Source organism: Acinetobacter sp. CAU_H_S139_7, from assembly GCF_058599305.1.
In genome coordinates this window covers 3,636,900-3,663,196 of the sequence record NZ_CM178651.1, presented here as the reverse complement: position 1 = coordinate 3,663,196, position 26,297 = coordinate 3,636,900, and the positions used below count along the sequence as shown (strand labels likewise).

Sequence of the window (26,297 nt, the reverse complement as noted above, 5' to 3'; positions counted from 1 at the left end):
GTGAAACCCCTATTCATTCCATCGATAATTAATAAAAACACTATGTACCCACCGAAGCGGGTCGCCATTCTAACCAAGTTATCCACATCTGTCATGGAAAATTCTGCAGATATTGCTCAAAAAGCCTGCTTATGAAAATAAATTTAAATTCAAATACTAGTGTGGATAAGTTTATCTGCAAACTGTGGATAGAATATAGCACAAAGTTATCCACAAACTATTAATTTCATAAAAACAATCTTATCCACACCATATTTTATTGTTTTATAATTAAAAAAGTGTCATTTCCACAGAAAAATACCACCCTAATAGTAATAAATTTAAATTTATAAATTTGAATTTATTTATAAGAGACCTGTTTTCTGGGGATAACTGGAGATCCAAAATGAATTTAAATTTAAAAACAGGCACAGCAAGTGAATTTAAAGACTTGTGGATAATTGTGTGGGTAATCTTGTTGGTAACTTATATCACTTTAATAAACAATAATCTAGGTTGTGTATAAGAAAAAAGTGCAGTTGTTTAAATGTTATCGAGAAAAGAGCAAGCCCAAGCTGCTGTTACAAATAAAAAGGCTTAATTTCACAAGAAAATCGGTTTTCCATTGACAGCTCAAGCAATGAACACTAAACTCGCGAACCTTCATTGAATGATCATTTTTGGAGTTTCGATATGAAACGTACATTCCAACCATCTGAATTAAAGCGTAAGCGCGTTCATGGTTTCCGTGCTCGTATGGCTACTAAAGCTGGTCGCCAAGTATTAGCTCGTCGTCGTGCAAAAGGTCGTCACAGCTTAACTGTTTAATCAATAGTTAACGCTTAAACGATTTTGGGTGTTATGACTACACTTTATGGCTTCAGCACAGAGGTTCGTATTCGCTGTGCTGCCGATTATAAGAGTGTCTTCGATGGTGCGCTTTTTAAAGTGCATCAGCCCCATTTCTTATTTCTAGCAAAACTGACCGAACAACCTCAAAGTCGTTTGGGTATTGTTGTTGCTAAAAAGAAAGTGCGTCGTGCACACGAAAGAAATAGAGTAAAACGTTTGGCTCGCGAAAGTTTTCGCTTGCATCAACAGCAATTAACTTTAGATATTGTGGTTATGCCTAAAATGGGGATAGAAACAGTGCCTAATGCAGAGTTGCACCAGCAATTACAATTTGCTTGGCAAAAATTACAACGTCTTGCCAAAAAGCATCAAAAAATAGCTCCCTCCCTGCAAAAGTAGAGATGGCCAATGGTCCGGTTACTGCATTGGTTAATTCGATTTTATCAAATTGCGATTAGTCCTTTACTTGGACCGCGTTGTCGTTATATCCCTACATGTTCTCAATATTCATTGGAAGCAGTCCATACACATGGTGCTGTGCGTGGTGTGTGGTTGGCTACTAAACGTATTTGCCGTTGTCATCCTTGGGGTGGTTCGGGGTATGACCCTGTTCCAAACAAAAGGATTCGTTTTATCTCTTTTCAGCAAATAGATTCTCAAAAGCATCTGGTTGCTGTACCCTTTCGTGATTGTTTCTTGAACCAAAATCACTCTAACCACTTGGGGTAATCGATATGCAACAATGGGCCAGGTTTGCCATTCTCGGGGCCATGTTTGTTGTCGCTTATTTGCTCATTTTGGCTTGGCAAAAAGATTATGGACATGCTGAAACTCAGCCACAGCCACAACAGGCTGCAGCAGTTTCACATGAAGTATCTGCAGATTTGCCAAATGCTCAAACGGCTTCAGCAGCGTCTGATATGCCACAAGCAAATATCGCGACTCAGCAACCAGCTACAGAAGCAAAAGCATCTGTAAATCAACAGCTTATTTCAGTACAAACTGACCTTTATCATCTTTGGATTAATCCTAAAGGTGGTGATATTGTTCGTATTGAATTGTTAAACCATGACAAGAGCAAAGACAGTAACGAAGCATTTGTCATGCTTGAAAGTGATGCAAAACGTACTTATGTGGCGCAGTCTGGTTTAATTGGTCTTAATGGTCCAGACAGTAACCGTAGCGGTCGTCCAATGTATGAGATTGAAAAATCTGCTTATACATTGAATGATGCCAAAGCGGTTCAAACTGAAGATGGAAAAAGCATCAAAGTGTTAACCGTACCGATGGTACTGAAAACAGCTGATGGTGTGGAAATCATTAAAACCTTTACCTTTAAGCAAGGTGAATATCCTGTTGTTGTGAACCATAAAGTGGTGAACCGCAGTGGTCAAAACTGGCAGGGTCAAATGTTTGGTCAACTCAAACGTGACAACTCTGATGATCCAGGCAAATCGGATCAAGGTATTTTCACGCTGGGCACTTTCTTAGGTGGTGCTTGGGGTTCGCCTGAAGAGCATTATAACAAGCTTAAATTTGCTAACTTCAATGAAGAAAAATTGAATGTTGAAGCGAAAGGCGGCTGGGTTGCTATGGTTCAGCACTACTTTGTGAGTGCTTGGATTCCTGGTGACTTAAAATTGACGCAAGCCAATGGTCAACCTTATGTCGCGAAATTAGAGTCGCGTAAGTCAACGGATGATATGAATATCATTGGTTTTACTTCGCCGACGATTACTGTGCCTGCTGGTACAGTGGCTGAGATTGACGCGACCTTCTATTCAGGTCCTAAAGTTCAATCTGAGTTGAAAGAGCTTGCAACAGGTTTAAACCAAACTGTTGATTATGGTTGGTTATGGCCAATTGCGAAATTATTGTTCTTGGGTCTTGAGTTCTTCCACGGTTTAGTGGGTAACTGGGGCTGGGCAATTATTTTGTTAACGGTCTTGGTGAAACTGATTCTTTGGCCGTTGTCGTCTAAGAGCTATCGCTCAATGGCGAAAATGCGTGTCATTGCACCTGAAATGCAGCGTATGAAAGAAGAGTTCGGTGAAGACCGTATGCGCTTCTCTCAAGAAATGATGGCACTATATAAACGTGAACAAGTCAATCCGCTTGCGGGTTGTTTGCCATTGTTATTACAAATGCCAATCTTCCTTGCGTTGTACTGGGTGTTGATGGAGTCTGTTGAGCTTCGTCATGCGCCATGGTTACTTTGGATTCAAGATTTGTCAGCGATGGATCCGTGGTTTATTTTACCGCTGTTAATGGGCGCAACGATGTTCATTCAGCAGTCTTTAAATCCACAACCGGCTGATCCAATGCAAGCGAAAGTTTTCAAAATCATGCCGATTGTTTTCACAGTCTTTATGTTGTTCTTCCCTGCGGGTCTCGTGTTGTACTGGATTGTCAACAACAGTATCACGATTATTCAGCAGACCTTGATCAACAAATCTGTTGAAAAAGACCGCTTGAATAAGGAAAGCGCGTCGAGTTAATCGAGGCAACTTTTCGCGAAAAGCTGAATAAATCCGCTTAAGATGGTAATCTTAGGCGGATTTTTCATTGTGTGACTTTTAAGATTTTTAGGTGAATGTTATGTACAACCGAACCACGATTGCTGCCATTGCAACACCACCTGGGCGTGGTGGTGTGGGGGTGATTCGCCTATCTGGTCCCAAGTCTTATGAGATTACACAGGCCTTGATCCAAAAAGACTTGCCGAAAGCGCGTTTTGCAGGTTTTCGTCAGTTTTATGATGCCTCTGGCGAAGTGATGGATGAGGGCTTAGCGATTTGTTTTCCGAACCCGAACTCGTTTACTGGTGAAGATGTGGTTGAGTTGCAAGGTCATGGTGGCCCTGTCATTCAAAATGCTTTACTGGGGCGTTTGTTGGAGCTCGGTGCGATTGCAGCAAAAGCCGGTGAGTTTTCCATGCGTGCTTTTGAAAATGGCAAACTGGATTTGGTACAGGCTGAAGCAATCGCCGACTTGATTGATGCGACGTCTCAAGCCGCTGCACGTTCTGCGGTACGTTCATTACAAGGCGCATTTTCAACTAAAGTGAATCGTGTGTTGGAGCAATTGATTCATCTACGTTTGCATGTGGAAGCTGCGATTGATTTTCCTGAAGAAGAAATTGATTTTCTTGCGGACGGGAAAATTTTAAATCTTTTAGATGGTGTTACGTCTGCTGTGAATCAAGTGCAACAATCGGCTCGTCAAGGACAGTTGCTGCGTGAAGGTTTACAAGTGGTGATTGCAGGGAAACCGAATGCGGGTAAGTCATCACTGCTCAATGCATTAGCGGGCATTGAACGCGCCATTGTGACGGATATTGCAGGTACGACGCGAGATGTCTTACATGAAAAAATTACCCTGAATGGTTTACCCATTACCTTAACCGATACTGCGGGTTTACGTGAAACCGGCGATATTGTAGAAAAAGAAGGGATTCGTCGTGCCATTAAAGAAATTGAGCAAGCCGACCTGTTACTTTTAGTCTATGACTTAAGCCAAGGCGAAGACCCACTCAAACTGGCGCAAGAATATTTTGCTGAGCATATTGAACCGAAACGTTTAATGCTGATTGGTAATAAGTGTGATTTGATGGAAACAACATCGCATATCGAAGATTTTAATGGCTTCCGTCATATTATGGTTTCGGCAAAGCAAGAAACTGGCGTTCAAGCACTCATAGAAGCGATTACAGCGCATGCAGGCTTCCAGCCAGAAGAAGATACCTTTATTGCGCGTACACGCCATTTAGACGCAATGAAACGTACTCAGCTTTACCTTGCTGAAGCTCGTGAACAATTGGTGGTGTATAACGCAGGTGAGTTGGTCGCAGAGTCGCTACGTTTGGCGCAAAATGCCCTCGGTGAAATTACAGGGGACTTTAGTGCGGATGATTTGCTTGGGAAAATTTTTGGATCATTCTGTATTGGAAAATAACACTGCTATTGATGAAAAAGCCCTCTGATCAGGGCTTTTGATCTTTAAGCCAGACGTATACTGCCCTTATGCGCAAACCACAGATAAAAACACAATAAAGCGATGACAATGCTAAAGCTAATGACCCCGAAACTTAATCCAAAGTGATCTGCCAGATAACCCACAGCTACAATAGGCACAATCGTACCCAAATAACCAATAAAAAGATAAGTCGACATCACCGCAGCACGATTCTCTAAGCTGGTCATGGCATGAATGAGACCAAAGGAACCAATCAAGGTCAGGCCATGTCCGACACCAACGAGAAAATCACTGATAAAGAAAAATGCACTCAGTTGAAATAGCATACACAGCGCCAAAATGCCTAAGCTTGCAATCAAGGTAATTAAGCCATAGTTGAGGCACTTATATGCAGGAATACTTCTGGCAAAATACTGCACCACGGCAGAGACAATGAGAATGCTGGTAATGGCTGAACCGCTGATAAGGGGGCCGTGCCACGGCAAAATATCCCGCACAAATGACGGGGATAAGGATGCAAATAAACTAAACGCGGCAAAGGCACTAAATGCGGTAAATCCAACGATCAAAAACAACTGATGATATTGCACTTCTGGTCGGAGTAGCTTTGGGGCAATACTAAAGGGCTGTGCGGTAAATGTGGGAGACTCAACCCAAAATAAACCAAAGAAACACAGTACAGCACCAAGAATGACCGGTAGATAAGGGCTGACCAAAGGGTATTCTGAAAATTGAGCTATCAGGCCACCAATCAGCGGGCCTAAGCCAAAACCTACTGCGGTAATAATCGAACTGAGCTGCGGCGCAATCTGTTGATGGCTTTTGGGCACGGTATACATCAGTCCCAGTAAGGCCGAAGTGGTCATCAAACCAGATGCAATACCAATAATAAAGCGGCCCAAAGATAAAATGAGAGCATCAGAAGCATAAGCGGAAATCACCAACCCGATGCTGATAAACACCAAGCCCACTTGTAAGGTGCGTAAATAGCCAATGCTATTACTGGTCCGGCCGAGAAAAAGTAAAGTAGCGAGACAACCAAACATATAAGCCACAAAAATATAGGTGATTTGACTCGGCACCAGATGCCATAAGGCTTGATACAGCGGGTAAAGTGGACTGGCTAAGGCAGTCCCCATCGTTCCCATCATTAAGGCGAGGCTGACCATACAAAATGGACGCCAAGAAGTGGTTGTTGTCATGCAAATGCCATGCGGCTCTCTCAGTCAAAACGAGAATATTTTGATGCCCAAGAGAAAAAGGATAGAGAGCAACAGTGTATCGGTTTGTGGAAAAAATGGTCAACTAAAAACTTGAAAAAGAACGCAATAAAACTTAGCCATAGCGTTTCAGCAGTTTTAAGAACTCAGCCAACTCCTCTTCATTGACCTGTTCAGCTTGTGCTAATACATGATGGCGTAAGTGTGCTTCAACGAGTTCATTCATCAGCCCATTGACCGCGCCTTTAATAGCAGCGACTTGTTGTAAAACATCGATACAACTGGCATTGGGATGTGTGATCGAGAGTTCAACGGCGTTGACCTGCCCTTGTAAGCGTTTCACACGGTTTAAAATTTTTTTATCTTCATGCAAATGACTCAACACATTGCTCCAAAAATAAATATACTAAGGGGGAGTATATTGGTGAATGATTTAAAATGCAAAATACCCCATCACGTCAGCATACGCATCATTTTGATGACGGTAATCCACTGGCACAAAAACGGATTTTAATGGCGACCATTTTAACGGCAGTCATGATGTTATTAGAAGTGATTGGTGGATGGATTTTCCAATCAATGGCTTTGCTGGCAGATGGTTGGCATATGAGTTCGCATATGTTGGCACTGGGTTTGGCTTATTTTGCCTATCGTGCTGCGCGGCATTATGCCCGTGATCAGCGCTTTAGTTTCGGCACATGGAAAATTGAAATTCTTGCAGGCTACAGTAGCGCTATTTTGCTGATGGTGGTGGCGGGTTTTATGGCTTTTCACTCGATTCAGCGTCTATTCTCGCCTGTACAAATTCATTATAACGAAGCGATTCCAATTGCGATTTTAGGCTTATTGGTGAATTTAATCTGTGCATGGTTGCTGCACGATGGTCACCATCACCATCACCATCACGCTCATGCATCAGAAGTACATAGCCATCATCATGATTTAAATCAGAAAGCTGCATTTATGCATGTATAGTCAAACTACTTTATTATTCATACAAGATTCGAAAAAAACTCGAAATAACTCATCGACTGAGTCGATCAACCATTCTTTACGCTTACGTTTAACCCATGCCCACATGTGTTCTATAGGATTTAAATCAGGGCTGTATGCAGGAAGCCAAAGAATTTTATGCCCTTGTTGTTCCAATAACTCCTGAATATCTGCTCTTTTATGAAATGCTGCATTATCCATAACCACTACACTATTTTCTGGTAATGCTGGTATGAGGAATTGCTCAATCCAAAAATGAAAAACATCTGAATTGATTTTGCAGTCAAATAAACCGACTGAAAATAACTTACCCTCATGGATTGCTCCAATGGCATTGGTCTGATTCTTTAATTGCCAATTATATTGCCCTAAACAGGGTACTCCTTTTCGTGAGTAGCCATGAGGTCTATAATCATGTGACTTAAAACCACTTTCATCCAGATAAATAATCGGATGGTTTTTTTCTAATTCATTCACTTGCAGAATAAATTTATCCCTAAGCTTTGTATCTGCTTTAGGATGGCTTAACGTCTTTTTTTAACTGTAATATTTAAGCGCTTTAATGCAGCACCAATAGATGAAACACCACAATTAAAACGTGCAGCACGTTCATATTGATAAGCATCAGGATACTTTTCAACATCTTCACGTAAAGCATCATCGTTAATTTTAGAAGGTTTACGTACACGAGTTTTTTTAATCTCTATACGTTTCTTCCATTCAACAATGGTATTTTTATTAATTTCAAATTGTGCAGCTACCGCTCGAATAGAATAACCTTCCTCAAGCTTAGCTAAAATTTTACGTCTAAAATGTTCTGAATAACTCATTGCACCATTGTATTGGTTTTATAATGATTTGACTATAGTGGCAGACGCGGTGACTTCCATTTTTGCCATAATCGCGCTGATTTTTGGTAAATATTTGGGCTGGGATTTTCTCGATGCGGCCCTTGGAATCGTGGGATCAATACTGGTAGCCAAATGGGCATTGAGCTTAATGCAAGAAACGGGAAAAACCTTGTTAGATGCTGAAATGGATCATCATGTGGTGGATGAAATTCGCGAAGTGTTGGCAGAACTACCGCAGACGACCTTGACCGATTTACATGTTTGGAAAGTAGGCAAAGGCAAGTTTTCCTGTATTTTAGCTTTAGAAACGACGGTAGACTTAAGTGCGGATCGCGTGCGGGCAATGCTCTCGATTCATGAAGAAATTGTTCATGTCTCGGTGGAAATTAATAGTACAGCCCTCACTGTTCCACGTGAAACTTTGGCCAGTTCATAAGCAAGGCATGTTGGGTTTCGGTAAAGCCATGGAAAAAATGATTCAATGCTTGAATAATACGCTCTACACTAGCGCCGTGGTTCTCCGATTGAAAGAGCAAAAAGTGATGATAAAAAAACTGGGTTTGGCACTACTCACAAGTGCAATTGCAAGCATGAGTATGGCCAGCGTAGAAAGTGTTCAAGCCAACTTAAAAAAGAATTATCCAAATATTAATGTTCAAAATATTCAAAAAACAGAAATGTCGGGCATTTATAGTGGATCTTTAGATGGCGAAATTGTGTATTTAGGCGAAGCGGCTGAGCATGTGATTGCAGGTTCGATGGTACGCTTAAAAGATCAGAAAAATTTAAGTGCTGCCTTATATGTGCAACAAAACTCGATTGATTGGAACAAGCTGCCGCTAAAAGATGCCATTAAAAGCGTTAAAGGCAACGGCAAACGCCAATTGGCGGTTTTTTCAGACCCAAACTGTCCTTACTGTAAGCAGTTAGAGGCTGAGCTGAATAAACTGAATGATGTGACCATCTATACATTTATTTATGCCATTAAGGCGCAATCGATTGCACCGTCGAAACAAGTATTTTGTGAAGCAGATCCTGCCCTCGCATGGAAAAATTTGATTGCGAAAGGGACTCAACCGACGTCGAAAAAACCGTGCGCCAATCCAATTGAGCGCAACATTGAACTCGGTCGTAGTCTGGGTTTACAAGGGACGCCTGTGGTTATTTTCTCAAATGGCTTTAAAGTGAATGGTGCTGTGCCTTCAACCACCATTGAAAATATGTGGCGTGAACTGGGCTTATAAGAGTTCAAAGATACATAAAAAAAGCACCTGAAACGGTGCTTTTTTTAATGGCTGAGTTTAGGTTTTTTTGGTGACCATGTTGTAAATGAATAGAATAACGATAGCCCCAATAACTGAAGCAATAAACCCTGCGGCAGAGCCTTCACTATAGAGACCGAGTAAACGACCACCATAAGTGGCTACGAGAGAACCAGCAATCCCCAGTAAAGTGGTGACAATAAATCCTGCTTTGTCATCGCCAGGATGGATAGCACGTGCGATGAGACCTGCAATAAAACCAATCACGATTGCAACAATAAGTGACCACATGAGCCAGCTCCTTTTTTTATCATGTCTTTGTTTTTACATCATGTGCAAAAATATCATCGGGCATAATGCTGCTTTGCAGTAGAGCAAATCTGCTAAAAACTGTATGTTTTATGTACTTAGCTCACGATAAAAATAAAAAAAGTGGCCTTCGGCCACTCTTTTGTCGATTGATCTTAAAGACCAATTTCACCAATAAATGGCAAATGACGGTACTTTTGGTCATAGTCTAGGCCATAACCCACAATGAATCGATCTTCGACATTAAAGCCCAAAAACTTCACATCAAGTTCAATTTCACGGCGTGAAGGCTTGCTAACTAAGGTGCATAGCTCAATTGAGTTTGGAGAGCGTGTTTCTAATATTTCTAATACTTTGCTCAAGGTGTTGCCTGAGTCGATGATATCTTCAATCACCAAGACATCTTTACCGCGAATTTCGCCGTCTAAATCTTTTAAAATTTTTACATCACGTGAAGATACCGTACCGCCACCGTAGCTCGAAACCGTCATGAAATCGAGTTCATGTGGTTTTGAAATGGTACGACATAAGTCTGCCATGAAAATGACTGAACCACGTAATAAACCAATCAGTACGAGTTCCTTATCACTGTTTGCATAATGCGCATCGATTTGTGCACCAAGCTCTTTTACTTTCGCTTGAATCTCTTCAGTAGAAATCATTACGCTCATTTGAACGGTCATGGGTAGATACCTAAAAATTAAAAAAAATCAAAAATAAAAAAGGCGTTGACCTGCAACACCTCTATATATGCATTAATTTTAATATATCTCTAAACGAGATGCACCCCCTTTTGCCCGCTGAAAATGTAATCATTTCATTGCGGGCAGGATGCAGCTTGGTTTAGAGGCGAAAATCAAAGTTGGTTCAAAACTCGATTAGCTGCTTAAATTTTCGCTATTTGCTGATTGGTCTTGCACATAGGCTTTCTGACCAAAAATATAAGTCGCATGAATATTACGGTCATCACCCATGGTCATCAGGGCAAATAACGCATCTTCAATCCCTTTTGTACGTTGCTGACGTAATGCTTGCAGCGCAGTTGCTTTGAGGTCGAGCACCACAAAGTCGGCTTCTTTGCCCAAATTAAAGTTCCCGAGTTTATCATCCAAGCTCAGTGCTTTAGCACCGCCAATCGTAGCGTGATAAAGCGACTCAAACGCGGACAATTTATCTCCCTGAAGCTGCTGTACTTTATAGGCTTCATTGAGGGTTTGTAGTTGGTTAAAAGAGGTCCCTGCACCAATGTCTGTACCCAGTCCAACTTTTACCTGCTTTTCCCAAGTCTTATTCAATGGAAATAAACCACTGCCTAAAAATAGATTGGAGGTCGGACAGAAAGCAATGGCAGAGTCAGTTTGATGCATGCAGTCCCACTCAGCCTCTTCTAAGTGCACGCAGTGGGCAAAGACCGAATATGAACCAGTTAAACCAAAGTGATGATAAACATCGAGATAACCTTGCTGCTCAGGGAATAAGTCTTTCACCCAAGCGATTTCATTTTTATTTTCACTTAAATGCGTATGCACATACACATCTGGGTATTCAGCTTTGAGCTGCCCTGCTTTAGCCAATTGCTCTGGTGTCGAGGTTGGAGCAAAACGTGGCGTAATCGCATACAGGTTACGGCCCTTGCCATGCCATTTCTCAATCAGTGCTTTAGAGTCTGCATAAGCACTGTCAGGCGTGTCGCACAGGTCTTCAGGTGCATGACGATCCATCATGACTTTACCTGCGATCAGGCGCATCTGGTGCTGTCCTGCTGCTTCAAATAGTGCATCTACCGATTCGGTATGCACAGTACAGAAGACCAAGGCTGTGGTGGTGCCATTTTTCAGTAGTTCTTGCACAAAGAATTGGGCAATCTGGTCGGCATAGGCTTTATCGGAAAATTGCAATTCAGTTGGGAAGGTATAGGTATTGAGCCATTCGAGTAGCTGTTCACCATAGGCCCCCACCATTTCTGTTTGTGGAAAATGAATGTGGGTGTCGATAAAACCCGGCACAATCAATTGTTCAGGATAGTGCTGAACCTCGATGCCAACAGGAAGGTGCTGTTGCCCCTCCTGCCAAGATCCAAACCATTGGATTTTGCCATTTTGGCTAATCAGTAAACCATCTTCTACGTAACGCACTTGGTCGTGAATTTCACGCGCTTGGGCAACCGTATTCTGAATATCTAGGAAGCGACCGCGAACCGCCGTCGTTGCAACTACAGAAGACATTTTAAACCTGCGTTTTGACTTTTTTTCGATTGATTGTACCGTAAACTGGATTTTTTTCACGGCTATTTACTGAAGTTTTTATGTGTGTTGTGAACGCTACATTTTAAATGAAAGACTGGAGCAGTATTTTCTTAAAAATTGAACTGTTTTAAGGCCAGACATGTACCTGTGCCATCGATAAGATCATTATTTTTTATGCAATGCATAAGCACAAGCTTTGAGCTTAAATGATTCAATCTATTCGCAAAATTTTGTTGAGAAAGTCTTTATCTTTAAATGCTGAGTCAGTACAGTGTCGACATTGATAAAATAAGAGACAATGACCGGCATGTATTTTTGGAATACCAAAGCATTAGCACATGAATTATCTAGCAATACCCTCGATAAAAAGCATTATAAAAATTATTACTTAGTCACCGCCTTGCTGGTTTCAGTGGTGTATTACTACGGGATGTATTCACCCTATGGGGATGTCCGTGTGATTGGTATTGAGGGACTTCTGACTTTATTGATTATGTTTATCGGGATTCAAAGTGCTTATAAAGCCAATGGCGGCGATGAGGGCGAGCATTTCTTAGGTCGAATCACAGCGTTGTCTTTTCCCATTTTGGTACAAACCACTGTAGCTGGTGTTGTATTTGGCGCAGTGTTATTAGGCCTTTATTTTGCTTTTAATCTAGAAGGCACAGCGTTTGACGATTGGTATGAATGGACTATTTCGCTATTTACCATCTTCCTGCAAATCTTGTTTTTCACGCGTTTGGTGTCTTATATGAAGCGGGTTAAAGCGCATACCATTTAAGCTTGAAAAAAATATTGTTTTCGAATGTATGCCTGTCAGTTTTAGAGTTGACAGGCATTTTCTTTTTCAATTTAAACTCTATTTGATACACGGAAGCGTCATCCTCAACCTGCGTAGTGTTTGGAATAGATTGTTTTTGCAACACAAATTTTTTTAATTATAGAAAGTAAACAGATTTTGCGGAGGACAAATGCTTTTCTTACGAAGCTTCGCTTCTCATTTGGTGAAACAAAAGAATAACTAAGCTCCCAGTATTGAACTTAAAAAAGATAAGACTCCGCCGTGAATAACCTAAAAGTGGTAGTACTCCTACTAAAACGCCTGAACAGACCCGTATTAATTTTTGGACAGCTATTTTAAATAGCTGATTTAGAGCGCCACTTTATTCCACAAAATAATGCGCAGCAAAATGCGCATCATTGCCGATCACATCAAATACATCTTCACGCAGTGACATCCCCGCACATTCATCTCCGACCATCCAAAGTCCCAAGGTGGGCAGCATGCCTTCATGCAACGGAGATTTTACCCAGCGTTGCATGACATAGCCATATTTGTCGTAGTCATCAAAGTAAAAACTACCTGAGGCTGCGCCACAATCGACATTGTTTTGTAGGATATGAATATTTGCGCCTTCGCGCGCTAAGATGGGCTTACGCACCCATTTCCCTGCATAGTGGGCGTGTGCATCATAAGCATGGGTTTCTAACAACAATGGATGATTTGGAAAGCGTTTCCATAGCTCGATCAACAGGGCTTTATTGGAGAGTAGCATTTTCCAACACGGCTCAATCCATTCAGTTTCGGGTTTGAGAAACTGTGAAAAATTTTCTTCCCAAATCCATTCCCACGGATACAGCTTAAATAAATGCTGAATCTCTTGCTGATGCAAATCGACAAAGGCTGTGCCATTCCAACCGATATTTTCCATCGACAGTTCGCTGACATTTAAGCCTGCCTGAAAAGCAGTATCCATGAGGTATTCTAAATTGCCCCAATCTTCACGCCCTGCTTCTTGGCAGGCTGCGAAATGGACACGGCTACGCGCAGGATAGAGCTGTTTCCACCGCTCAATCAGCTTTTCATGAATGCTATTGAACTGATCACGGTTTGCAATATTTTCGACCTGTTCAATCCAATGCCACTGTGCAACAGAGGCTTCGAGTAAACCCGTTGGCGTATCGGCATTGTATTCCAGCATTTTGATGGCTTGACCATCATAGGCAAAATCGAAACGACCATACAGCATCGGCGCTTGATTTTTCCATGAGTGCTCAATCAGAGGAATCGCTGCTGGGGGGATTTGAAAATATTCGGGATAATGACCACGTTGAATCATATCCCCTGCCACTTCTAGGCACATCTGGTGTAATTCGTTCGAGGCATCTTCTAGCTGTTCAATTTGCTTGAGACTAAACTCATAAGCCACCCCTTCTGACCAATACATTGAACCATCGCGCGACGGCAAGTTGTAGTAGTCAAAACCAATCTCTTGATGCGCCTGTTGCCAGTTTGCACGCTCAGGCAGTAGAACTCGTTTCATGTATTAACCTCCGAACGAGCCTCCGCCACGGCCGAAGCCTCCACGAATGGGCTGGGATTTGGCATGGCTAAAAACGTGAGTTGAGATTCTAGGTGTGCCCGTCGAATGACGTCCGCGAGCTTTCAAGACTTGGCCCATGTAACGGACTTTACGGTTGTTTTTATAATATTGTGGGCCGATATAAACCCCAGTAGAGCCACTATAGCTCGATTCACTATTTTCGTTAGCAGGTTCGCACAGTTCAAAATGCCAGTCTTGGTAGCAGTTGTATTGGTTATTGTAAACATCCTGTTGTAGGGTTTTAGAACCGCTACATGCTGTGAGTAAAACGGGCACTACAACAAGAGTTAATTTTTTGGTACGCATGGATGAGCAACCTTCAGGTTCTTTTATTTTTACTGGTAAAACCAAGGGTTTTAAGCCCGCTTATCATAGGGAGCTGTTTGCATAAAGTACAGTGCATTTGCACAGAAAATCATAGGATTAAGTCTCGAGCATACTAAAATTTGGTCATAAAAAAGCCTTCCCAGAGGAAGGCTTTTTTTAAACATTAGAGGGTGGTTTGATGATGTTTCTTACTGTATCGAATCGACAAGATTGCAGTAATGGTCAGCACCAACACAATAAAGCCCAGTGAAATCCAAATTGGCATATGGAACACATCCAACATGAGCATCTTAAAGCCGATGAATACCAAGATAATACCTAAACCATACGGGAGATAATGCATCTTGGTTGCTGCACCAGACAACAAGAAGAACATCGCACGTAGACCCAAAATTGCCATTAAGTTTGCAGTCAACACAATAAACGGATCAGAAGTCACCGCGAAAATTGCAGGAATGGAGTCCACCGCGAAAATCACATCCGACGCTTCAACTAGAATCAACACCAAGAACAGCGGCGTTGCCCATAACATCCCGTTTTGACGGACAAAGAACTTGTTGCCATGCAGTTGCGGGGTAATCCGCATATGTTTACGTAGCCATTTTAAGATCGCCATATCTTCGATATTGGTTTCTTCTTCGTTTTGCCCTTTGAAGAATTTGAAGCCCGTATACACCAAGAACGCACCGAAGATATACAGAATCCATGAGAACTCTTGCACGAACCACGCGCCAATAAAAATAAAGATGGTACGTAGAATAATCGCACCCAAGACACCGTAAAGCAGTAATTGGCGTTGTAGTGCAGGTGGAATGGCAAAAGCAGCAAAGATCATCAGCCAGACAAAGACGTTGTCGACGGCTAAAGATTTTTCAAGTAAATAACCTGCGAAGTACTCCATGACCTTGGTATTGGCCACAGTGACACCTGCAGTTTGTTGTAAATAAAGCCAAAGACCTGCACCAAAGAGTGATGCGACGGAAACCCACGCAATACTCCATAACGCGGCTGTTTTGATTTTAACTTCTTGACCTTCTTTTTGTTTAAAGCCTAAAAAGTCGATCAGTAGCATCACGGTAACAATACCGAAAAAAGCAATGTATAGCCATAAATTGCCTATAGATTCCATGAAATCCTCCACATCCAGTAATCGGCCACAAAAAAACCTTGACCTGCTGCCAGATGAAATAAAACATCTGTGACAACATGATCAAGGTCTTGCCTACATTTTAGCGTATGTATTTTGTGCGCTAAAATGCTCAGATACCGACTTTTTGCAAAGTGTAATGACGATAATCTGACACGTGAAAGTGATGCATGGCATTGATTTTTCACGTTTGGAGGAGGCTACTCCCCTTGTTCAACATAAATTTGGTTTTGGATTTGATCCAAAAGTGAGCTAAGCATCGCATATTTTTATGGTTTGAGCAAATATTAAAGAAAATTGTAGATGAAATATAAATGAGACAAAATTTTGCTTCAATTTGTGGCAAGCTAAAAAAGTAGCATAATCAGCTAGAGGAATAATAATGAAAATTCAACATCAAGAAACAGGTAGTAAAGGCGAAGTTTTTGTTGAGCAAGAAAACGAGCGTGTGGCGGAAATGACTTATAGTTGGGCTGGGGATGATAAATTTATTATTGATCACACTTGGGTCAGTGAGTTGCTCCGTGGGCAACATGTGGGGCGTCAGTTATTGGATGTTTTGGTTAACTTTGCCCGTGATAAGGGCGTGAAAATTTTACCCTTGTGCCCTTTTTCCAAATCGGTATTCGACAAAGATCCATCTATTCATGATGTTTTATTCCTCTAAGATAGATAACCATCAATCCATTCAATGAGTGTGCTATGCAATTTCAACATGTAGATCGTGATCAAAAAGGTGAGTTTTTCTTAAATAATGCAGACGGTCAGCGTATTGCTGAAATTAGCTATATTTGGCGGGACGAGACAACCATTGATGCCAACCATACTTGGGTCGATGATTCACTGCGGGGGCAAGGGGTGGCGCGTTTGCTGTTGGATACTCTGGTTGATTTTTCACGTGAGAAAAATCTGAAAATTATCCCAACTTGCTCTTATGTCGATGTGATGTTTCGCCGTGAGAAAAGTTTTGAAGATGTTGCGGCTTAATTGTTTGCCATTCATCGCAACTCTAAAGGTTAAGCTAAAATGAGATCGATATAGCTGCGATTACAGTTCTATTTTGTGTTTTGCAGCGCTGAATGATGGTGAAATTAAAGTATATGAAGACGCTTTTATCTATTGCCCTATTCTGTTCAGTTGCCCCTTTATTGCATGCTGAAGACTGTGTAAAACTTGAGGAAAAGGCAGAACAAAAAGAAGTTCAGATTATTCCACGTTGGGGTATGAAAGTGATTGCTACAACCAGAGTATATTTTCATTCAGCACCGAGCAATGCTTGTAAAATCAAAGATCTGTTTATGAGTAAAAATGACCATATCACTGCTTATAGCACCTATGATGATGGCCAAGAACAGTGGGTTTCGATCATGTATCTCAGCAAGCGCTTGGGAGACACGGTTCAAGGTTGGGCAAAACTAAAAGACTTTGAATATACGGGTACGATGTCTGGTTTTTAACTAACTGTGCGAAATTCTCCATCTATAATCTGTGATTTAGATGGAGATGGATAGCACGACTTTTCGTTATTCAGGTCTTTCTTGATTTTTTATATATTCCCGAATTACATCAATTGTAGCCCCGCCTGTTGTAAGTAGACAGTATGCTCTCGTCCAAAGTACAGGCTTCCAATAATACGGTTTTAGTTCTTCCTCAAATTCTTTGCGTATCAGTCGGCTTGACACTGTTTTTAGATTGTTAATGAATTTGCTTGGCATGATATTCGGGTGCATTTCTAGTAATAAATGAATGTGGTCAGCTTCACCATTAAACTCAAGCAAGTCAATTTCCCAATCGGCACAGTTCTTTTTTACGATTTCTTCAAGCCGATTCAGCATTTCATTTGAAAGGCATTTCTTGCGATATTTTGTTACTAACACTAAATGATATGTGAGCTTATAAACACAGTGATAATGTGATTTCATTATATTTACACTAAGTAATTAATTTGTTAAATTATAACCATGAAACAACCTTTTTTAAAAGCGTATAAATATCGCATCTATCCAAATTCTCAACAGAAAGTGCAGTTTGAAAAGCACTTCGGATGCACTCGCTTTATTTTCAATTGGGCTTTAGCTCTTCAAACCAAAGTCCATTCAGAAACTCAAAAATTATTATCAAAAAAGGATATTCAAGACCAATTGGTTGCAATGAAGAAGCAACCTGAATTTGAATGGTTGAATGAAGTAAACAGTCAATCACTTCTTAGTGGATTATTTCACCTGCATACTGCTTATAACAATTTTTTTCAGCGATTGAAGAAAGGCAAGATTGAATTCAGGAAAATTAAAGGCTACAAGCCAAAACTTGATGAAAAACGCCCATTGAGTCATATTGTTGGCTATCCACGGTTCAAATCCAAGAAAGTACCTCAACGGTCTTATCAATGCCCTCAGCACGCAACGGTGAGCTTTGAGCATGGTTTACTACATCTACCTAAAATTAAAGGGATAAAAACTGTATTTAGTAGGACATTTGATGGGAAAATTAAAACTGTCACCATTAGCAAAACAGCAACAGGTAAGTATTATGCTTCTATCTTAGTTGAGTCTGAGTTAGAGCTTGTTGCACCAACAACAGTTCAACCCGATCAAACTATTGGAATTGATATGGGTTTGAATCACATGCTCATTCAATCTAATGGTGATAAAGTTGAAAATCCAAGACACTTACGGCAGGCTCAAAACCGCTTAGCTATACAGCAAAAGATATTTGCCCGAAAACAGAAAGAATCTAAGAATTATCAGCGTCAAAAGTTAAGTGTTGCATTCATCCATGAAAAAGTGCGTTTGCAACGCTTAGACCTACATCATAAACTAACGCATCACTTGATCTGTGAAAACCAAGCGACCACGTATGCAGTAGAAGATTTAGGAATTAAAAACATGGTAAGGAATCGAAAATTAGCGAAGTCTATTTCAGATGTAGCTTGGGGTCAATTTCTTACGATATTGCAATACAAGGCAAAATGGTTTGGCAAGAATATTCTACAAATTGGAAGATTTGTTCCCAGTTCAAAAACTTGTTCTTGCTGTGGCTATAAGATGGAAAAGTTACCGCTAAGTGTCAGATTGTTTGAATGTCCAAATTGCAATTTGGTTGAAGATCGTGATGTGAATGCGAGTATAAATATCCGTAATTTCGCTTTAGCTGATGCACTAGGGCTTCGTGCTGTGTAAAGAGTTCCTATGCCACAATACTTGTCAGCGCAAGTGTGGCATCGAAAGGTGTAATCAATTTGATTGCATAGGTCGCAAAGATTCCCCCACCATAACTCTTAGTTTGGTGGTGGGAGTATGTCAATTGAATAAGCTTGTAAAAAAGCCCTCCTGATGAGCAATGCTGTTCACTTAAGCATTTGAAGCGTGGCGGAGTTTGTTAGAGAATCCGATGTCAGGTTTGGCATCGGATTTTTTATGGTGTTTCAGCAGGATCTTCTCGACCTCAACGGTCTGTTTAACTTCTCGGATCTGAATACATTTACTCACAACATCTCCCTTGAGTGGGTTGAATCTGCACTTAAATTGAGCAGCTCGGCTACTATTCGCAGGCGACGCTTGCCCGCAGATCAGGTTCTCTGGCTGGTTCTCGGAATGGCGATTTTTCGTGATGAGCCTGTCCATGAAGTGGCAAGAAGACTAAATATTTGCGCTCAAGGACTGGCCTCTCTTGACCTGTGGGCACGCAGCGGGATAACTGAAGCACGTAAGCGTTTGGGTGCAGATCCTGTGGAGTGGCTGTTTCGCCAGACAGGTCAGCACTGGGGACATGAGCGTTATCCAGATGATCAATGGCAGGGGCTTCAGGTCTTTGCTGTCGACGGTGCACTCTTGCGAACCCAGGATACAACTGATCTTCGTGAGCATTTTGGCTCAGGGAATACTTCCACGCAGCGCCAGACGCCATTTCCGATGCTACGGCTCGTCGCACTGATGAATGTGCGCTCGCATATATTAGTCGATGCGCAGATCAGCCCCTATCGCCGGGGGGGATTCCTCTGGCGTCGAAGTTTCTCAGCCAGATTCCCGATCATTCGATCACCTTGTTTGACAAGGGTTTTTGGAGTGCGGACTTATTGCTTTCACTCTCGATGCAGGGTCAAGGTCGTCACTGGTTGATTCCGGAACGCAAAAATCTGAAAAGTGAGGTGATCGAGACGTATGCAGAAGATGACGTGCGGGTACAGATGAAAGTATCACCCCAAGCAAGAAAGAACAACCCGATGCTCCCCCAATACTGGGAAGTCAGGCAAGTCAGTTATGCTGTGGATAAGGGACGAATAAAGACGGTTCTGACCTCGCTGCCGGCCGATCAGTATCCTGCAAAGGAGATCGCTAGACTCTATCAAGAACGCTGGGAAATCGAATTAGGTTTTCGGGATATCAAAAGCTCGATGCAGCATAATGCCATCACACTTCGCAGCAAGACAGTAGAGCTGGTTTATCAAGAGTTGTGGGGTCTGTTGCTGACCTACAATATTATCCGGCGAGAAGCGGCATTTGCAGCGGTGGCCTTTGGGCGTTCACCTTCGGATATCCGTTTCAAGCCTGTATGCCAGTACATAACCGTTCAGCTGATTGTGATGGCGAATGCCAACCCATTATCAAGAACTGGCAGGCGGCTATCGGAGCTGAGATCAGGGATAGGTAGCCTGTTTCTGGAAAGGTGTTCGAGGCCAACAACGCCCCGAACGGTTAAGATGTCAAAAACCCGTTATCCAGTAGATCGAAATGCTGCTCCTCTTAAGTGAACAGCATTGCGCCATATGCGGGTTTTTTCGTCTAAGTGAGAACAAATTATTCTGCGTTTAAGGCGCTAATCAATTTTTGGTGTAAACCACCAAAGCCGCCATTAGACATGATCACAACAGCATCGCCCTCGCCTGCATCACTGACGATGGTATGGATAATGTCATCTAATGTACGTGCAACCACAGCCTTGTTCGGTGCAGCTGCAATGACAGGTTGTAAGTCCCAATCCAAACCTTCTGGTTGATACCAAATCACCTCATCGGCCAAACGCGCAGAGTGCGCAAGTCCATCTTTATGGCTTCCCATGCGCATGGTATTTGAACGTGGTTCAATAATCGCCCACAACTTACGCTCGCCTAAACGCTTACGTGCGCCTTCTAGCGTCGTATCTATTGCGGTTGGGTGATGGGCAAAGTCATCATACACTTCAACGCCACGTACCGTGCCTAAAAGCTCCATACGACGCTTCACGCCGCCAAAGTTAGACAGTGCTTCACACGCTTTTTCAATGCTTACGCCCACATGTTCAGCCGCAGCGATAGTCGCCAAAGCATTCGCTACGCTGTGCTGCCCTGTCATGTTCCATTGCACCGTGCCTTTCACCACGCCGTGTTGGAGGACTTTAAAGTGCGAACCATCCGCACTGAGTTGTTCGGCATACAATTCGGACTGGTCGTGAGCCTCTAAAGAGGTACGAACCACAGGTGTCCAACAGCCCTGCTCTAAAACTTCATCAATATTGCTTTCAGTAATAGGCGCAATGATACGACCTTCACTTGGAATGGTACGAACCAAGTGATGGAATTGTTTTTGAATTGCTGCTAGATCATCAAAAATATCGGCATGGTCAAATTCAAGGTTATTTAAAATGGCTGTTTTGGGGTGGTAATGCACGAACTTCGAACGTTTGTCGAAAAAGGCAGAATCATATTCATCGGCTTCGACACAGAAGTATTTACCAGCACCTAAACGCGCACTTTCAGAGAAACCTAAAGGTACACCACCAATCAGGAAACCTGGCTCTAAACCCGCCTGATCCAAGACCCAAGCCAACATGGTGGTGGTGGTGGTTTTACCATGGGTTCCTGCTACGCCAAGTACGTGTTTACCTTGGAGCACATGATCGGCCAAAAATTGTGGGCCTGAAATATACGGCAAGCCTTCATTGAGCATGTATTCAACTGCGTCAATCCCGCGTTTCATCGCGTTGCCGACGATGACTAAATCAGGATGAGGTTGTAAATGACTGCGGTCATAACCTTGCATTAAGGTAATGCCTGCATTTTCGAGCTGGGTGGACATGGGAGGATAAACGTTTAGATCCGAACCCGTCACTGTGTGGCCAAGATCACGTGCTAAAAGCGCTAAAGACCCCATAAAGGTGCCACAAATACCCAAAATATGCAGATGCATTCCGCCTCACTCCACTGCTTTTATAGACACATCACGTATTGTTGGTGCTGTTGTCGTGATTAATTCGATGTGAAAGCAACCATAGCAAGGCGCTTAGCGAAAAGATAGTGATTCTTGTATCTAATCGTTTAATTATTCTGCGGCTTGAACAACGCTTTTATTCTGTAAAAAAGTCGGCTGAAAAGTGCAATATTTGCTGAATTTTCTAGCAAAAAACGTAGAATAAAATGCTCCTAAATTTGGCGATCTTGCTTCATGTCCCTGCCCTTTATTTTATTGATTATTGCCAACTGTTTTATGACACTTGCATGGTATGGACACTTAAAATTTTTGCCGGGTGTACCGCTTTGGCAAGCCATTTTATTTAGCTGGTTCATCGCGTTGGTGGAATACAGTTTTATGATTCCTGCGACCCGTATGCTGTCACAGCAAGGCTGGTCAATGGGTGAAATGAAAATCACCCAAGAAGTGGTGACGTTATTGGTTTTTGTTCCCTTTATGCTTTTCTTATTTAAACAGCCTTTTAAGCTCGATTATTTATGGGCCGGACTGTGTTTATTTGGTTGTGTGTATTTTGTTTTTCGCAGCCAATAACTCAAAAAATGAGGCTACAGTCCTCTTTTTATTTAAGTTTTATGCTACGAAATAAAAAAACAAGAAAAATCTGCATTTAGTTGCACGGTTAAATTTTGGAGAGCTGAAAAATCAGTCTATAATACGGGGCTCTTATTAAAGCTTGGCGCTAGTCGAGATTTATCTCTCTTAACTATCTCTGGAAACATTGCAATGAATGCGGCCGCTTCACAAGACACTCCTCTCGTTGGAATTATCATGGGTTCTCAATCAGATTGGGCTACTCTCGAACACACTGCCAATATGCTTAAGCAACTTGGTGTCCCATTTGAAGCGGAAGTTGTGTCTGCGCACCGTACGCCAGATCGTCTTTTTGAATATGCTGAGCAAGCACGTGACCGTGGTATCCAAGTGATTATTGCGGGTGCAGGCGGTGCGGCGCATTTACCAGGAATGTGTGCGGCGAAAACTGATTTGCCTGTACTTGGTGTACCAGTGAAGTCTTCGATTTTAAACGGTGTCGATTCACTGTTATCGATTGTGCAAATGCCAGCAGGTATTGCAGTGGGTACCTTGGCGATTGGTCCAGCAGGTGCAACCAATGCCGCGATTATGGCAGCGCAAATTTTAGGTCTGACACGTCCTGAAATTGCAAAAAATGTAGCCGATTTCCGTGCTGCACAAACTGACAAAGTCGCAAGCAACAATATTCCAGGCCAAGCTTAATACGGGGCATTCCTCATGAATAAAACCATCGGTATTTTTGGTGGTGGGCAGCTGGGTCGCATGATGGCACAAGCGGCTTTGCCACTGAATATTCAATGTACGTTCTTTGATGTGAGTACAGACTGCCCTTCAGCGGCTTTAGGAACTGTGATTTCAAGCAAAACTGAAAACGGTTTACAAGACTTTATTGCCAGTGCAGATGTCTTCAGCCTTGAGTTTGAAAATACGCCTTTGTCTGATGTTGATGTTTTGACCAAGCAAAAAGATATGCATCCGCCGCGTCAGGCTTTAGCTATTGCACAGCATCGCTTGTCTGAAAAAGCTTTATTTGATGCGCTTGAGATTCCTGTTGCGCCTTATAAAGCGGTAGATTCACTAGAAAGCTTAAGTGCTGCGGTTGCTGAGCTAGGTTTACCGATTGTGCTGAAGACAGCTACAGGTGGCTATGATGGCAAAGGTCAGTTTGTATTGCGCTCTGAACAGCAAATTGAACAAGCGTGGGCTGAATTAGGTCCTGCTGGAAGTTTAATTGCAGAAAGCTTTGTGACCTTCTCGCGTGAAGTTTCGATCATTGCGGTACGTGGTCAAAATGGCGATGTGAAAACGTGGCCATTGGCTGAAAACCATCACCATCATGGTATTTTGTCGCACTCGATTGTTCCTGCACCGAATAGTGCGGACTTACAACCCGTTGCACAAGACTACATCACTCGCCTATTGAATCATTTGAATTATGTTGGCGTGTTGACCTTAGAACTGTTTGTCACAGACAAAGGTTTGTATGCTAATGAAATGGCGCCACGTGTGCATAATTCAGGACACTGGTCGATTGAAGGCGCAGTATGCTCTCAGTTTGAAAACCATATTCGTGCAGTCGCAGGCTTACCCTTGGGTTCAACTGAAGTGGTGCGCCCTACGGTCATGATCAATATTATTGGTCAGTATCCACAGTCTGAACAAGTCTTGGCCTTAGAAGGTGTACATCTACATCTTTATAATAAGGAAGAACGTGAAGGTCGTAAGATTGGTCACCTGACTTTAATGCCGAATGATACCGCTCAACTCACGATGCTATGTCGCCAGTTGGCTAAAATCTTACCAAATCCCTTGGCGCTGAGCGAAGATATGACCATCTAAAGCTTCAGTTGTTGTTAAAAAAAGCGATCACAAGAGTGGTCGCTTTTTTATTTGGATTCATTCAGGCATGATTGCGCCTCTTCGAAAAAAGTGACCGTTAATCGGATCAAAATTAAAATAAATTGCGTGTTTTTTATCCATTTAGATAAAATTAGCGCATAGGAAAATAAACTGAAAGCAAAATAAAGCGAGTTTTGTGTGGAGAAGCACGTTTAAAACAGAGCCCACAATTGAATGTGACACTGGTTTTCACCTAAAAGAAAGTGAAACAGTAGAGAGCTCTATCAACTTGGGTATGTGGATATCTTTTCAAGTATGTTTTGAATTTAAAAAATAGAAGTAAAATTTTGAATTTAAAAGTGGGTTTTAAATTTAAATCGAGTGTTTAAATTTAAAATGAATTTAAACGTTTTGATGCTGTTTGAATTTAAATTCAAAACAATAAATTTAAAGTCTGTGAGATGAATTTAAAGTTTTGAATTTAAAAATATTGAGCTTGGGTTTCGAAGTTTAATTCTTTGTATGTTGTTGATTATGAAGGTTAAATAAAAATGTGGATAAAATAAATTTAAAACAAGATGATTGAATTTAAAGTGCTTGCTGAACTAAAGGTTGTTTTTGAATTCAAAAGTTGAGATCTGTAGTGTTGTGGATAAGTGGTTTTAAATTTAAAAGATGGTTTTGAATTTAAACCAGAATGAATATTCATTTACGTTTTGATTCAGAAAAGTGAAATCGAAAGTGTTAAGGTTAAAAGCATAATTCAGAGATAAAGAATCATTAGGGATTTTATGCACCGTTTTGCTTTTCTTTTAGGTTCATTTTTTTTAGCGGCGACTCAGGCGAATGCTGAGCTTATTATTAATGGTCAAAAAGTTACAGGCAGTTCAAATGTCGCAACTTCCGATTATCGTCCTCAGAATTCATTTCAAAGCTGTATTGCCAATTTAAAAAACCAAGCGATTTCGAATGGTGTGTCTGCGTCCACTTATGATCGCTACACACAAAATTTAGCGCCTGATTATTCTGTGATTGAAAAATTAAATTACCAACCTGAATTTTCCACGCCGATTTGGGATTATTTGTCAGGATTGGTGGATGATGAGCGTGTTGCGGTAGGTCAGCAAAAATTGGCGCAGCATCGTGAAGTGTTGAATCGTGTTGCGGCAGCATATGGTGTGCCTGCGGAGACCGTGGTTGCCGTGTGGGGCGTGGAAAGTAATTTTGGCGATATTTCAGGTAAATATCCATTATTACAAGCTTTAGGCACATTGAGTTGTGAAGGGCGCCGCCAAAGCTATTTCCGTGGAGAGTTTTTTGCCGCTATGCGTATTTTACAGCGTGGCGATTTAACGGAGCCACAACTGAAAGGCTCATGGGCAGGTGCGTTTGGCCATACCCAGTTTATGCCATCGACGTATGAAGAGCTGGCCGTCGACTTTGATGGCGATGGACGCCGTGATTTGGTGTCGAGTACTACAGATGCTTTAGCATCAACAGCCAATTTCCTCAAAAAACGCGGTTGGCAAACTGGGCAACCTTGGGGATTTGAAGTGAAAAATCCGCAAGCGATCTCTCTGAGTGGTGAAAGTCGTCGCAATAAGAAGTCCTTATCTTACTGGATGCAAAATGGCTTGGTACGTGCAGATGGCTCAGCGTTAATTCAAGGCAATTTATCTTCTAGCTCGCAAGCGGGGTTGATGGCACCTGCTGGTGAAAATGGTCCACTGTTTTTAGTGTTTAAAAACTTTGATGCAATCTATAGTTATAACGCAGCAGAAAGTTATGCATTAGCGATTGCGCATTTGTCAGACCGTTTACAAGGGCAAGGCGGTTTTAGTACAACTTGGCCAACTGATGATGCAGGCACTTCACGTTCTGAACGTCGTGAAATTCAGCAGTTTTTACTGAATCGTGGCTATGATATTGGCGCGGTAGATGGTTTGATTGGTGATAAAACTCGTCAAGCCATTCGACAGGAGCAAATCCGTTTAGGTTTAAGTCCGACGGGACGAGCGGGACAGCAAATTTTAAAAGCCTTTCGTCAGGAAAATGCCAAGTTGATGATGCGTTAACATTAACAGCAAAAAATCGCTGAGATAGATAAAAAGCCAGTCGGTTATTCACCTGACTGGCTTTTTTGATTTGCACT

At 41.9% G+C, this 26,297-nt stretch carries 27 protein-coding genes and 3 pseudogenes; 18 read left to right on the top strand and 12 right to left on the bottom strand.

Features of this window, described 5'->3' with window-relative positions; translation table 11 throughout:
• Positions 1–672 precede the first annotated feature (672 nt).
• The 5 genes from rpmH to mnmE all read left to right on the top strand — a co-directional run bounded on the left by rpmH (position 673) and on the right by mnmE (position 4,785).
• Positions 673–807, top strand: a complete 135-nt coding sequence (gene rpmH / locus AC4MC0_RS17620; protein WP_000831329.1) for a 50S ribosomal protein L34 — start codon at positions 673–675, stop codon at positions 805–807.
• Positions 808–840: 33 nt separating this feature from the next.
• Positions 841–1,230, top strand: a complete 390-nt coding sequence (gene rnpA, locus AC4MC0_RS17615; RefSeq protein WP_039890852.1) for a ribonuclease P protein component — start codon at positions 841–843, stop codon at positions 1,228–1,230.
• A gap of 9 nt (positions 1,231–1,239) precedes the next feature.
• Positions 1,240–1,560, top strand: a complete 321-nt coding sequence (gene yidD, locus AC4MC0_RS17610) for a membrane protein insertion efficiency factor YidD (protein ID WP_004977726.1) — start codon at positions 1,240–1,242, stop codon at positions 1,558–1,560.
• A gap of 5 nt (positions 1,561–1,565) precedes the next feature.
• On the top strand, positions 1,566–3,329 hold the full coding sequence (gene yidC / locus AC4MC0_RS17605; protein WP_004697434.1) for a membrane protein insertase YidC: 1,764 nt from the start codon (positions 1,566–1,568) through the stop codon (positions 3,327–3,329).
• 100 nt (positions 3,330–3,429) lie between these two features.
• Complete coding sequence (gene mnmE / locus AC4MC0_RS17600) at positions 3,430–4,785, top strand: tRNA uridine-5-carboxymethylaminomethyl(34) synthesis GTPase MnmE (RefSeq protein WP_114837422.1); 1,356 nt, start codon at positions 3,430–3,432, stop codon at positions 4,783–4,785.
• Between the two features lie 44 nt (positions 4,786–4,829).
• Here the strand turns inward: mnmE and AC4MC0_RS17595 are convergent, their stop codons facing one another.
• Together AC4MC0_RS17595 and AC4MC0_RS17590 are read right to left on the bottom strand one after the other, a co-directional pair.
• The gene (locus AC4MC0_RS17595; RefSeq protein ID WP_114837423.1) at positions 4,830–6,008 is read right to left on the bottom strand and encodes an MFS transporter; all 1,179 of its coding nucleotides are present in this window, start codon (positions 6,006–6,008) and stop codon (positions 4,830–4,832) included.
• Between the two features lie 133 nt (positions 6,009–6,141).
• Positions 6,142–6,408 (bottom strand): metal/formaldehyde-sensitive transcriptional repressor, encoded by a 267-nt coding sequence (locus tag AC4MC0_RS17590; protein WP_114837427.1) that lies wholly within the window; start codon positions 6,406–6,408, stop codon positions 6,142–6,144.
• Between the two features lie 56 nt (positions 6,409–6,464).
• On the opposite strand from AC4MC0_RS17590, the pseudogene AC4MC0_RS17585 reads away from it, so the two are divergent.
• A pseudogene (locus AC4MC0_RS17585) lies at positions 6,465–6,998 on the top strand (cation diffusion facilitator family transporter); the annotation flags it as partial.
• A gap of 3 nt (positions 6,999–7,001) precedes the next feature.
• Here the strand turns inward: AC4MC0_RS17585 and AC4MC0_RS17580 are convergent.
• Both AC4MC0_RS17580 and AC4MC0_RS17575 read right to left on the bottom strand, forming a co-directional pair.
• Positions 7,002–7,496 carry an IS630 family transposase gene (locus tag AC4MC0_RS17580; RefSeq protein WP_004781677.1) on the bottom strand — a complete coding sequence of 165 codons (495 nt, stop codon included), beginning with the start codon at positions 7,494–7,496 and terminating at the stop codon, positions 7,002–7,004.
• A 47-nt stretch (positions 7,497–7,543) separates the two neighbouring features.
• Entirely contained in the window at positions 7,544–7,849 is a 306-nt protein-coding gene (locus AC4MC0_RS17575; protein WP_000122230.1) for an IS630 transposase-related protein, read from the bottom strand.
• 34 nt (positions 7,850–7,883) lie between these two features.
• Here AC4MC0_RS17575 and AC4MC0_RS17570 point away from each other — a divergent pair.
• Positions 7,884–8,306: pseudogene (locus tag AC4MC0_RS17570) on the top strand (cation diffusion facilitator family transporter); the annotation flags it as partial.
• Between the two features lie 106 nt (positions 8,307–8,412).
• A complete protein-coding gene (locus AC4MC0_RS17565) occupies positions 8,413–9,114 on the top strand; it encodes a DsbC family protein (protein ID WP_078390117.1) in 702 nt (233 codons plus the stop codon).
• A 57-nt stretch (positions 9,115–9,171) separates the two neighbouring features.
• Here the strand turns inward: AC4MC0_RS17565 and AC4MC0_RS17560 are convergent, their stop codons facing one another.
• From AC4MC0_RS17560 to guaD, 3 genes are all read right to left on the bottom strand, one after another.
• Positions 9,172–9,423 (bottom strand): GlsB/YeaQ/YmgE family stress response membrane protein, encoded by a 252-nt coding sequence (locus tag AC4MC0_RS17560; protein ID WP_004977734.1) that lies wholly within the window; start codon positions 9,421–9,423, stop codon positions 9,172–9,174.
• A 173-nt stretch (positions 9,424–9,596) separates the two neighbouring features.
• A complete protein-coding gene (gene hpt / locus AC4MC0_RS17555; protein WP_004697480.1) occupies positions 9,597–10,124 on the bottom strand; it encodes a hypoxanthine phosphoribosyltransferase in 528 nt (175 codons plus the stop codon).
• 195 nt (positions 10,125–10,319) lie between these two features.
• Positions 10,320–11,666, bottom strand: coding sequence for a guanine deaminase (gene guaD / locus AC4MC0_RS17550; RefSeq protein WP_491887186.1), 1,347 nt, complete (start codon positions 11,664–11,666; stop codon positions 10,320–10,322).
• Between the two features lie 328 nt (positions 11,667–11,994).
• Here guaD and AC4MC0_RS17545 point away from each other — a divergent pair, with 328 nt between their 5' ends.
• Entirely contained in the window at positions 11,995–12,468 is a 474-nt protein-coding gene (locus AC4MC0_RS17545; RefSeq protein ID WP_058870669.1) for a hypothetical protein, read from the top strand.
• 382 nt (positions 12,469–12,850) lie between these two features.
• Here the strand turns inward: AC4MC0_RS17545 and AC4MC0_RS17540 are convergent, their stop codons facing one another.
• The 3 genes from AC4MC0_RS17540 to AC4MC0_RS17530 all read right to left on the bottom strand — a co-directional run bounded on the left by AC4MC0_RS17540 (position 12,851) and on the right by AC4MC0_RS17530 (position 15,527).
• The gene (locus AC4MC0_RS17540; RefSeq protein ID WP_491887185.1) at positions 12,851–14,011 is read right to left on the bottom strand and encodes a glutathionylspermidine synthase family protein; all 1,161 of its coding nucleotides are present in this window, start codon (positions 14,009–14,011) and stop codon (positions 12,851–12,853) included.
• A gap of 3 nt (positions 14,012–14,014) precedes the next feature.
• Entirely contained in the window at positions 14,015–14,377 is a 363-nt protein-coding gene (locus AC4MC0_RS17535; protein ID WP_004977745.1) for a hypothetical protein, read from the bottom strand.
• A gap of 184 nt (positions 14,378–14,561) precedes the next feature.
• Complete coding sequence (locus tag AC4MC0_RS17530) at positions 14,562–15,527, bottom strand: TerC family protein (RefSeq protein ID WP_078390285.1); 966 nt, start codon at positions 15,525–15,527, stop codon at positions 14,562–14,564.
• Between the two features lie 400 nt (positions 15,528–15,927).
• Between AC4MC0_RS17530 and AC4MC0_RS17525 the strand changes: the two genes are divergently transcribed.
• The 3 genes from AC4MC0_RS17525 (at position 15,928) to AC4MC0_RS17515 (ending at position 17,002) form a co-directional block, all read left to right on the top strand.
• On the top strand, positions 15,928–16,212 hold the full coding sequence (locus tag AC4MC0_RS17525) for a GNAT family N-acetyltransferase (RefSeq protein ID WP_104221951.1): 285 nt from the start codon (positions 15,928–15,930) through the stop codon (positions 16,210–16,212).
• Between the two features lie 35 nt (positions 16,213–16,247).
• Entirely contained in the window at positions 16,248–16,532 is a 285-nt protein-coding gene (locus AC4MC0_RS17520; protein WP_004697494.1) for a GNAT family N-acetyltransferase, read from the top strand.
• Between the two features lie 92 nt (positions 16,533–16,624).
• A complete protein-coding gene (locus AC4MC0_RS17515) occupies positions 16,625–17,002 on the top strand; it encodes a hypothetical protein (protein ID WP_491887184.1) in 378 nt (125 codons plus the stop codon).
• A gap of 66 nt (positions 17,003–17,068) precedes the next feature.
• Here AC4MC0_RS17515 and tnpA read toward each other — a convergent pair whose 3' ends face one another.
• Positions 17,069–17,467, bottom strand: coding sequence for an IS200/IS605 family transposase (gene tnpA / locus AC4MC0_RS17510; protein WP_004684186.1), 399 nt, complete (start codon positions 17,465–17,467; stop codon positions 17,069–17,071).
• 39 nt (positions 17,468–17,506) lie between these two features.
• On the opposite strand from tnpA, the gene AC4MC0_RS17505 reads away from it, so the two are divergent.
• Together AC4MC0_RS17505 and AC4MC0_RS17500 are read left to right on the top strand one after the other, a co-directional pair.
• Positions 17,507–18,724, top strand: a complete 1,218-nt coding sequence (locus tag AC4MC0_RS17505) for an RNA-guided endonuclease TnpB family protein (RefSeq protein ID WP_491887183.1) — start codon at positions 17,507–17,509, stop codon at positions 18,722–18,724.
• A 237-nt stretch (positions 18,725–18,961) separates the two neighbouring features.
• Positions 18,962–20,295: pseudogene (locus tag AC4MC0_RS17500) on the top strand (IS4 family transposase).
• A gap of 46 nt (positions 20,296–20,341) precedes the next feature.
• Here the strand turns inward: AC4MC0_RS17500 and mpl are convergent.
• Positions 20,342–21,709, bottom strand: coding sequence for a UDP-N-acetylmuramate:L-alanyl-gamma-D-glutamyl-meso-diaminopimelate ligase (mpl, locus tag AC4MC0_RS17495; protein WP_094148855.1), 1,368 nt, complete (start codon positions 21,707–21,709; stop codon positions 20,342–20,344).
• Between the two features lie 255 nt (positions 21,710–21,964).
• Here mpl and AC4MC0_RS17490 point away from each other — a divergent pair, with 255 nt between their 5' ends.
• The 4 genes from AC4MC0_RS17490 to AC4MC0_RS17475 all read left to right on the top strand — a co-directional run bounded on the left by AC4MC0_RS17490 (position 21,965) and on the right by AC4MC0_RS17475 (position 26,220).
• Positions 21,965–22,303: a DMT family protein gene (locus AC4MC0_RS17490; RefSeq protein ID WP_004977754.1), complete on the top strand. Its 339-nt coding sequence runs from the start codon at positions 21,965–21,967 to the stop codon at positions 22,301–22,303.
• A 192-nt stretch (positions 22,304–22,495) separates the two neighbouring features.
• Entirely contained in the window at positions 22,496–23,008 is a 513-nt protein-coding gene (gene purE, locus AC4MC0_RS17485) for a 5-(carboxyamino)imidazole ribonucleotide mutase (protein ID WP_004697498.1), read from the top strand.
• Between the two features lie 15 nt (positions 23,009–23,023).
• On the top strand, positions 23,024–24,145 hold the full coding sequence (locus tag AC4MC0_RS17480) for a 5-(carboxyamino)imidazole ribonucleotide synthase (protein WP_148827034.1): 1,122 nt from the start codon (positions 23,024–23,026) through the stop codon (positions 24,143–24,145).
• A 791-nt stretch (positions 24,146–24,936) separates the two neighbouring features.
• Entirely contained in the window at positions 24,937–26,220 is a 1,284-nt protein-coding gene (locus AC4MC0_RS17475) for a lytic murein transglycosylase (RefSeq protein WP_058952470.1), read from the top strand.
• Positions 26,221–26,297: the final 77 nt, after the last annotated feature.

What these genes read in the sequence shown, in the direction of transcription:
- rpmH (WP_000831329.1), top strand. Translation starts at nt 673, where the DNA reads ATGAAACGTACATTCCAACCATCTGAATTAAAGCGTAAGCGCGTTCAT.
- rnpA (WP_039890852.1), top strand. Translation starts at nt 841, where the DNA reads ATGACTACACTTTATGGCTTCAGCACAGAGGTTCGTATTCGCTGTGCT.
- yidD (WP_004977726.1), top strand. Translation starts at nt 1,240, where the DNA reads ATGGTCCGGTTACTGCATTGGTTAATTCGATTTTATCAAATTGCGATT.
- yidC (WP_004697434.1), top strand. Translation starts at nt 1,566, where the DNA reads ATGCAACAATGGGCCAGGTTTGCCATTCTCGGGGCCATGTTTGTTGTC.
- mnmE (WP_114837422.1), top strand. Translation starts at nt 3,430, where the DNA reads ATGTACAACCGAACCACGATTGCTGCCATTGCAACACCACCTGGGCGT.
- AC4MC0_RS17595 (WP_114837423.1), bottom strand. Translation starts at nt 6,008, where the DNA reads ATGACAACAACCACTTCTTGGCGTCCATTTTGTATGGTCAGCCTCGCC.
- AC4MC0_RS17575 (WP_000122230.1), bottom strand. Translation starts at nt 7,849, where the DNA reads ATGAGTTATTCAGAACATTTTAGACGTAAAATTTTAGCTAAGCTTGAG.
- AC4MC0_RS17565 (WP_078390117.1), top strand. Translation starts at nt 8,413, where the DNA reads ATGATAAAAAAACTGGGTTTGGCACTACTCACAAGTGCAATTGCAAGC.
- AC4MC0_RS17560 (WP_004977734.1), bottom strand. Translation starts at nt 9,423, where the DNA reads ATGTGGTCACTTATTGTTGCAATCGTGATTGGTTTTATTGCAGGTCTC.
- hpt (WP_004697480.1), bottom strand. Translation starts at nt 10,124, where the DNA reads ATGACCGTTCAAATGAGCGTAATGATTTCTACTGAAGAGATTCAAGCG.
- guaD (WP_491887186.1), bottom strand. Translation starts at nt 11,666, where the DNA reads ATGTCTTCTGTAGTTGCAACGACGGCGGTTCGCGGTCGCTTCCTAGAT.
- AC4MC0_RS17545 (WP_058870669.1), top strand. Translation starts at nt 11,995, where the DNA reads ATGTATTTTTGGAATACCAAAGCATTAGCACATGAATTATCTAGCAAT.
- AC4MC0_RS17540 (WP_491887185.1), bottom strand. Translation starts at nt 14,011, where the DNA reads ATGAAACGAGTTCTACTGCCTGAGCGTGCAAACTGGCAACAGGCGCAT.
- AC4MC0_RS17535 (WP_004977745.1), bottom strand. Translation starts at nt 14,377, where the DNA reads ATGCGTACCAAAAAATTAACTCTTGTTGTAGTGCCCGTTTTACTCACA.
- AC4MC0_RS17530 (WP_078390285.1), bottom strand. Translation starts at nt 15,527, where the DNA reads ATGGAATCTATAGGCAATTTATGGCTATACATTGCTTTTTTCGGTATT.
- AC4MC0_RS17525 (WP_104221951.1), top strand. Translation starts at nt 15,928, where the DNA reads ATGAAAATTCAACATCAAGAAACAGGTAGTAAAGGCGAAGTTTTTGTT.
- AC4MC0_RS17520 (WP_004697494.1), top strand. Translation starts at nt 16,248, where the DNA reads ATGCAATTTCAACATGTAGATCGTGATCAAAAAGGTGAGTTTTTCTTA.
- AC4MC0_RS17515 (WP_491887184.1), top strand. Translation starts at nt 16,625, where the DNA reads ATGATGGTGAAATTAAAGTATATGAAGACGCTTTTATCTATTGCCCTA.
- tnpA (WP_004684186.1), bottom strand. Translation starts at nt 17,467, where the DNA reads ATGAAATCACATTATCACTGTGTTTATAAGCTCACATATCATTTAGTG.
- AC4MC0_RS17505 (WP_491887183.1), top strand. Translation starts at nt 17,507, where the DNA reads ATGAAACAACCTTTTTTAAAAGCGTATAAATATCGCATCTATCCAAAT.
- mpl (WP_094148855.1), bottom strand. Translation starts at nt 21,709, where the DNA reads ATGCATCTGCATATTTTGGGTATTTGTGGCACCTTTATGGGGTCTTTA.
- AC4MC0_RS17490 (WP_004977754.1), top strand. Translation starts at nt 21,965, where the DNA reads ATGTCCCTGCCCTTTATTTTATTGATTATTGCCAACTGTTTTATGACA.
- purE (WP_004697498.1), top strand. Translation starts at nt 22,496, where the DNA reads ATGAATGCGGCCGCTTCACAAGACACTCCTCTCGTTGGAATTATCATG.
- AC4MC0_RS17480 (WP_148827034.1), top strand. Translation starts at nt 23,024, where the DNA reads ATGAATAAAACCATCGGTATTTTTGGTGGTGGGCAGCTGGGTCGCATG.
- AC4MC0_RS17475 (WP_058952470.1), top strand. Translation starts at nt 24,937, where the DNA reads ATGCACCGTTTTGCTTTTCTTTTAGGTTCATTTTTTTTAGCGGCGACT.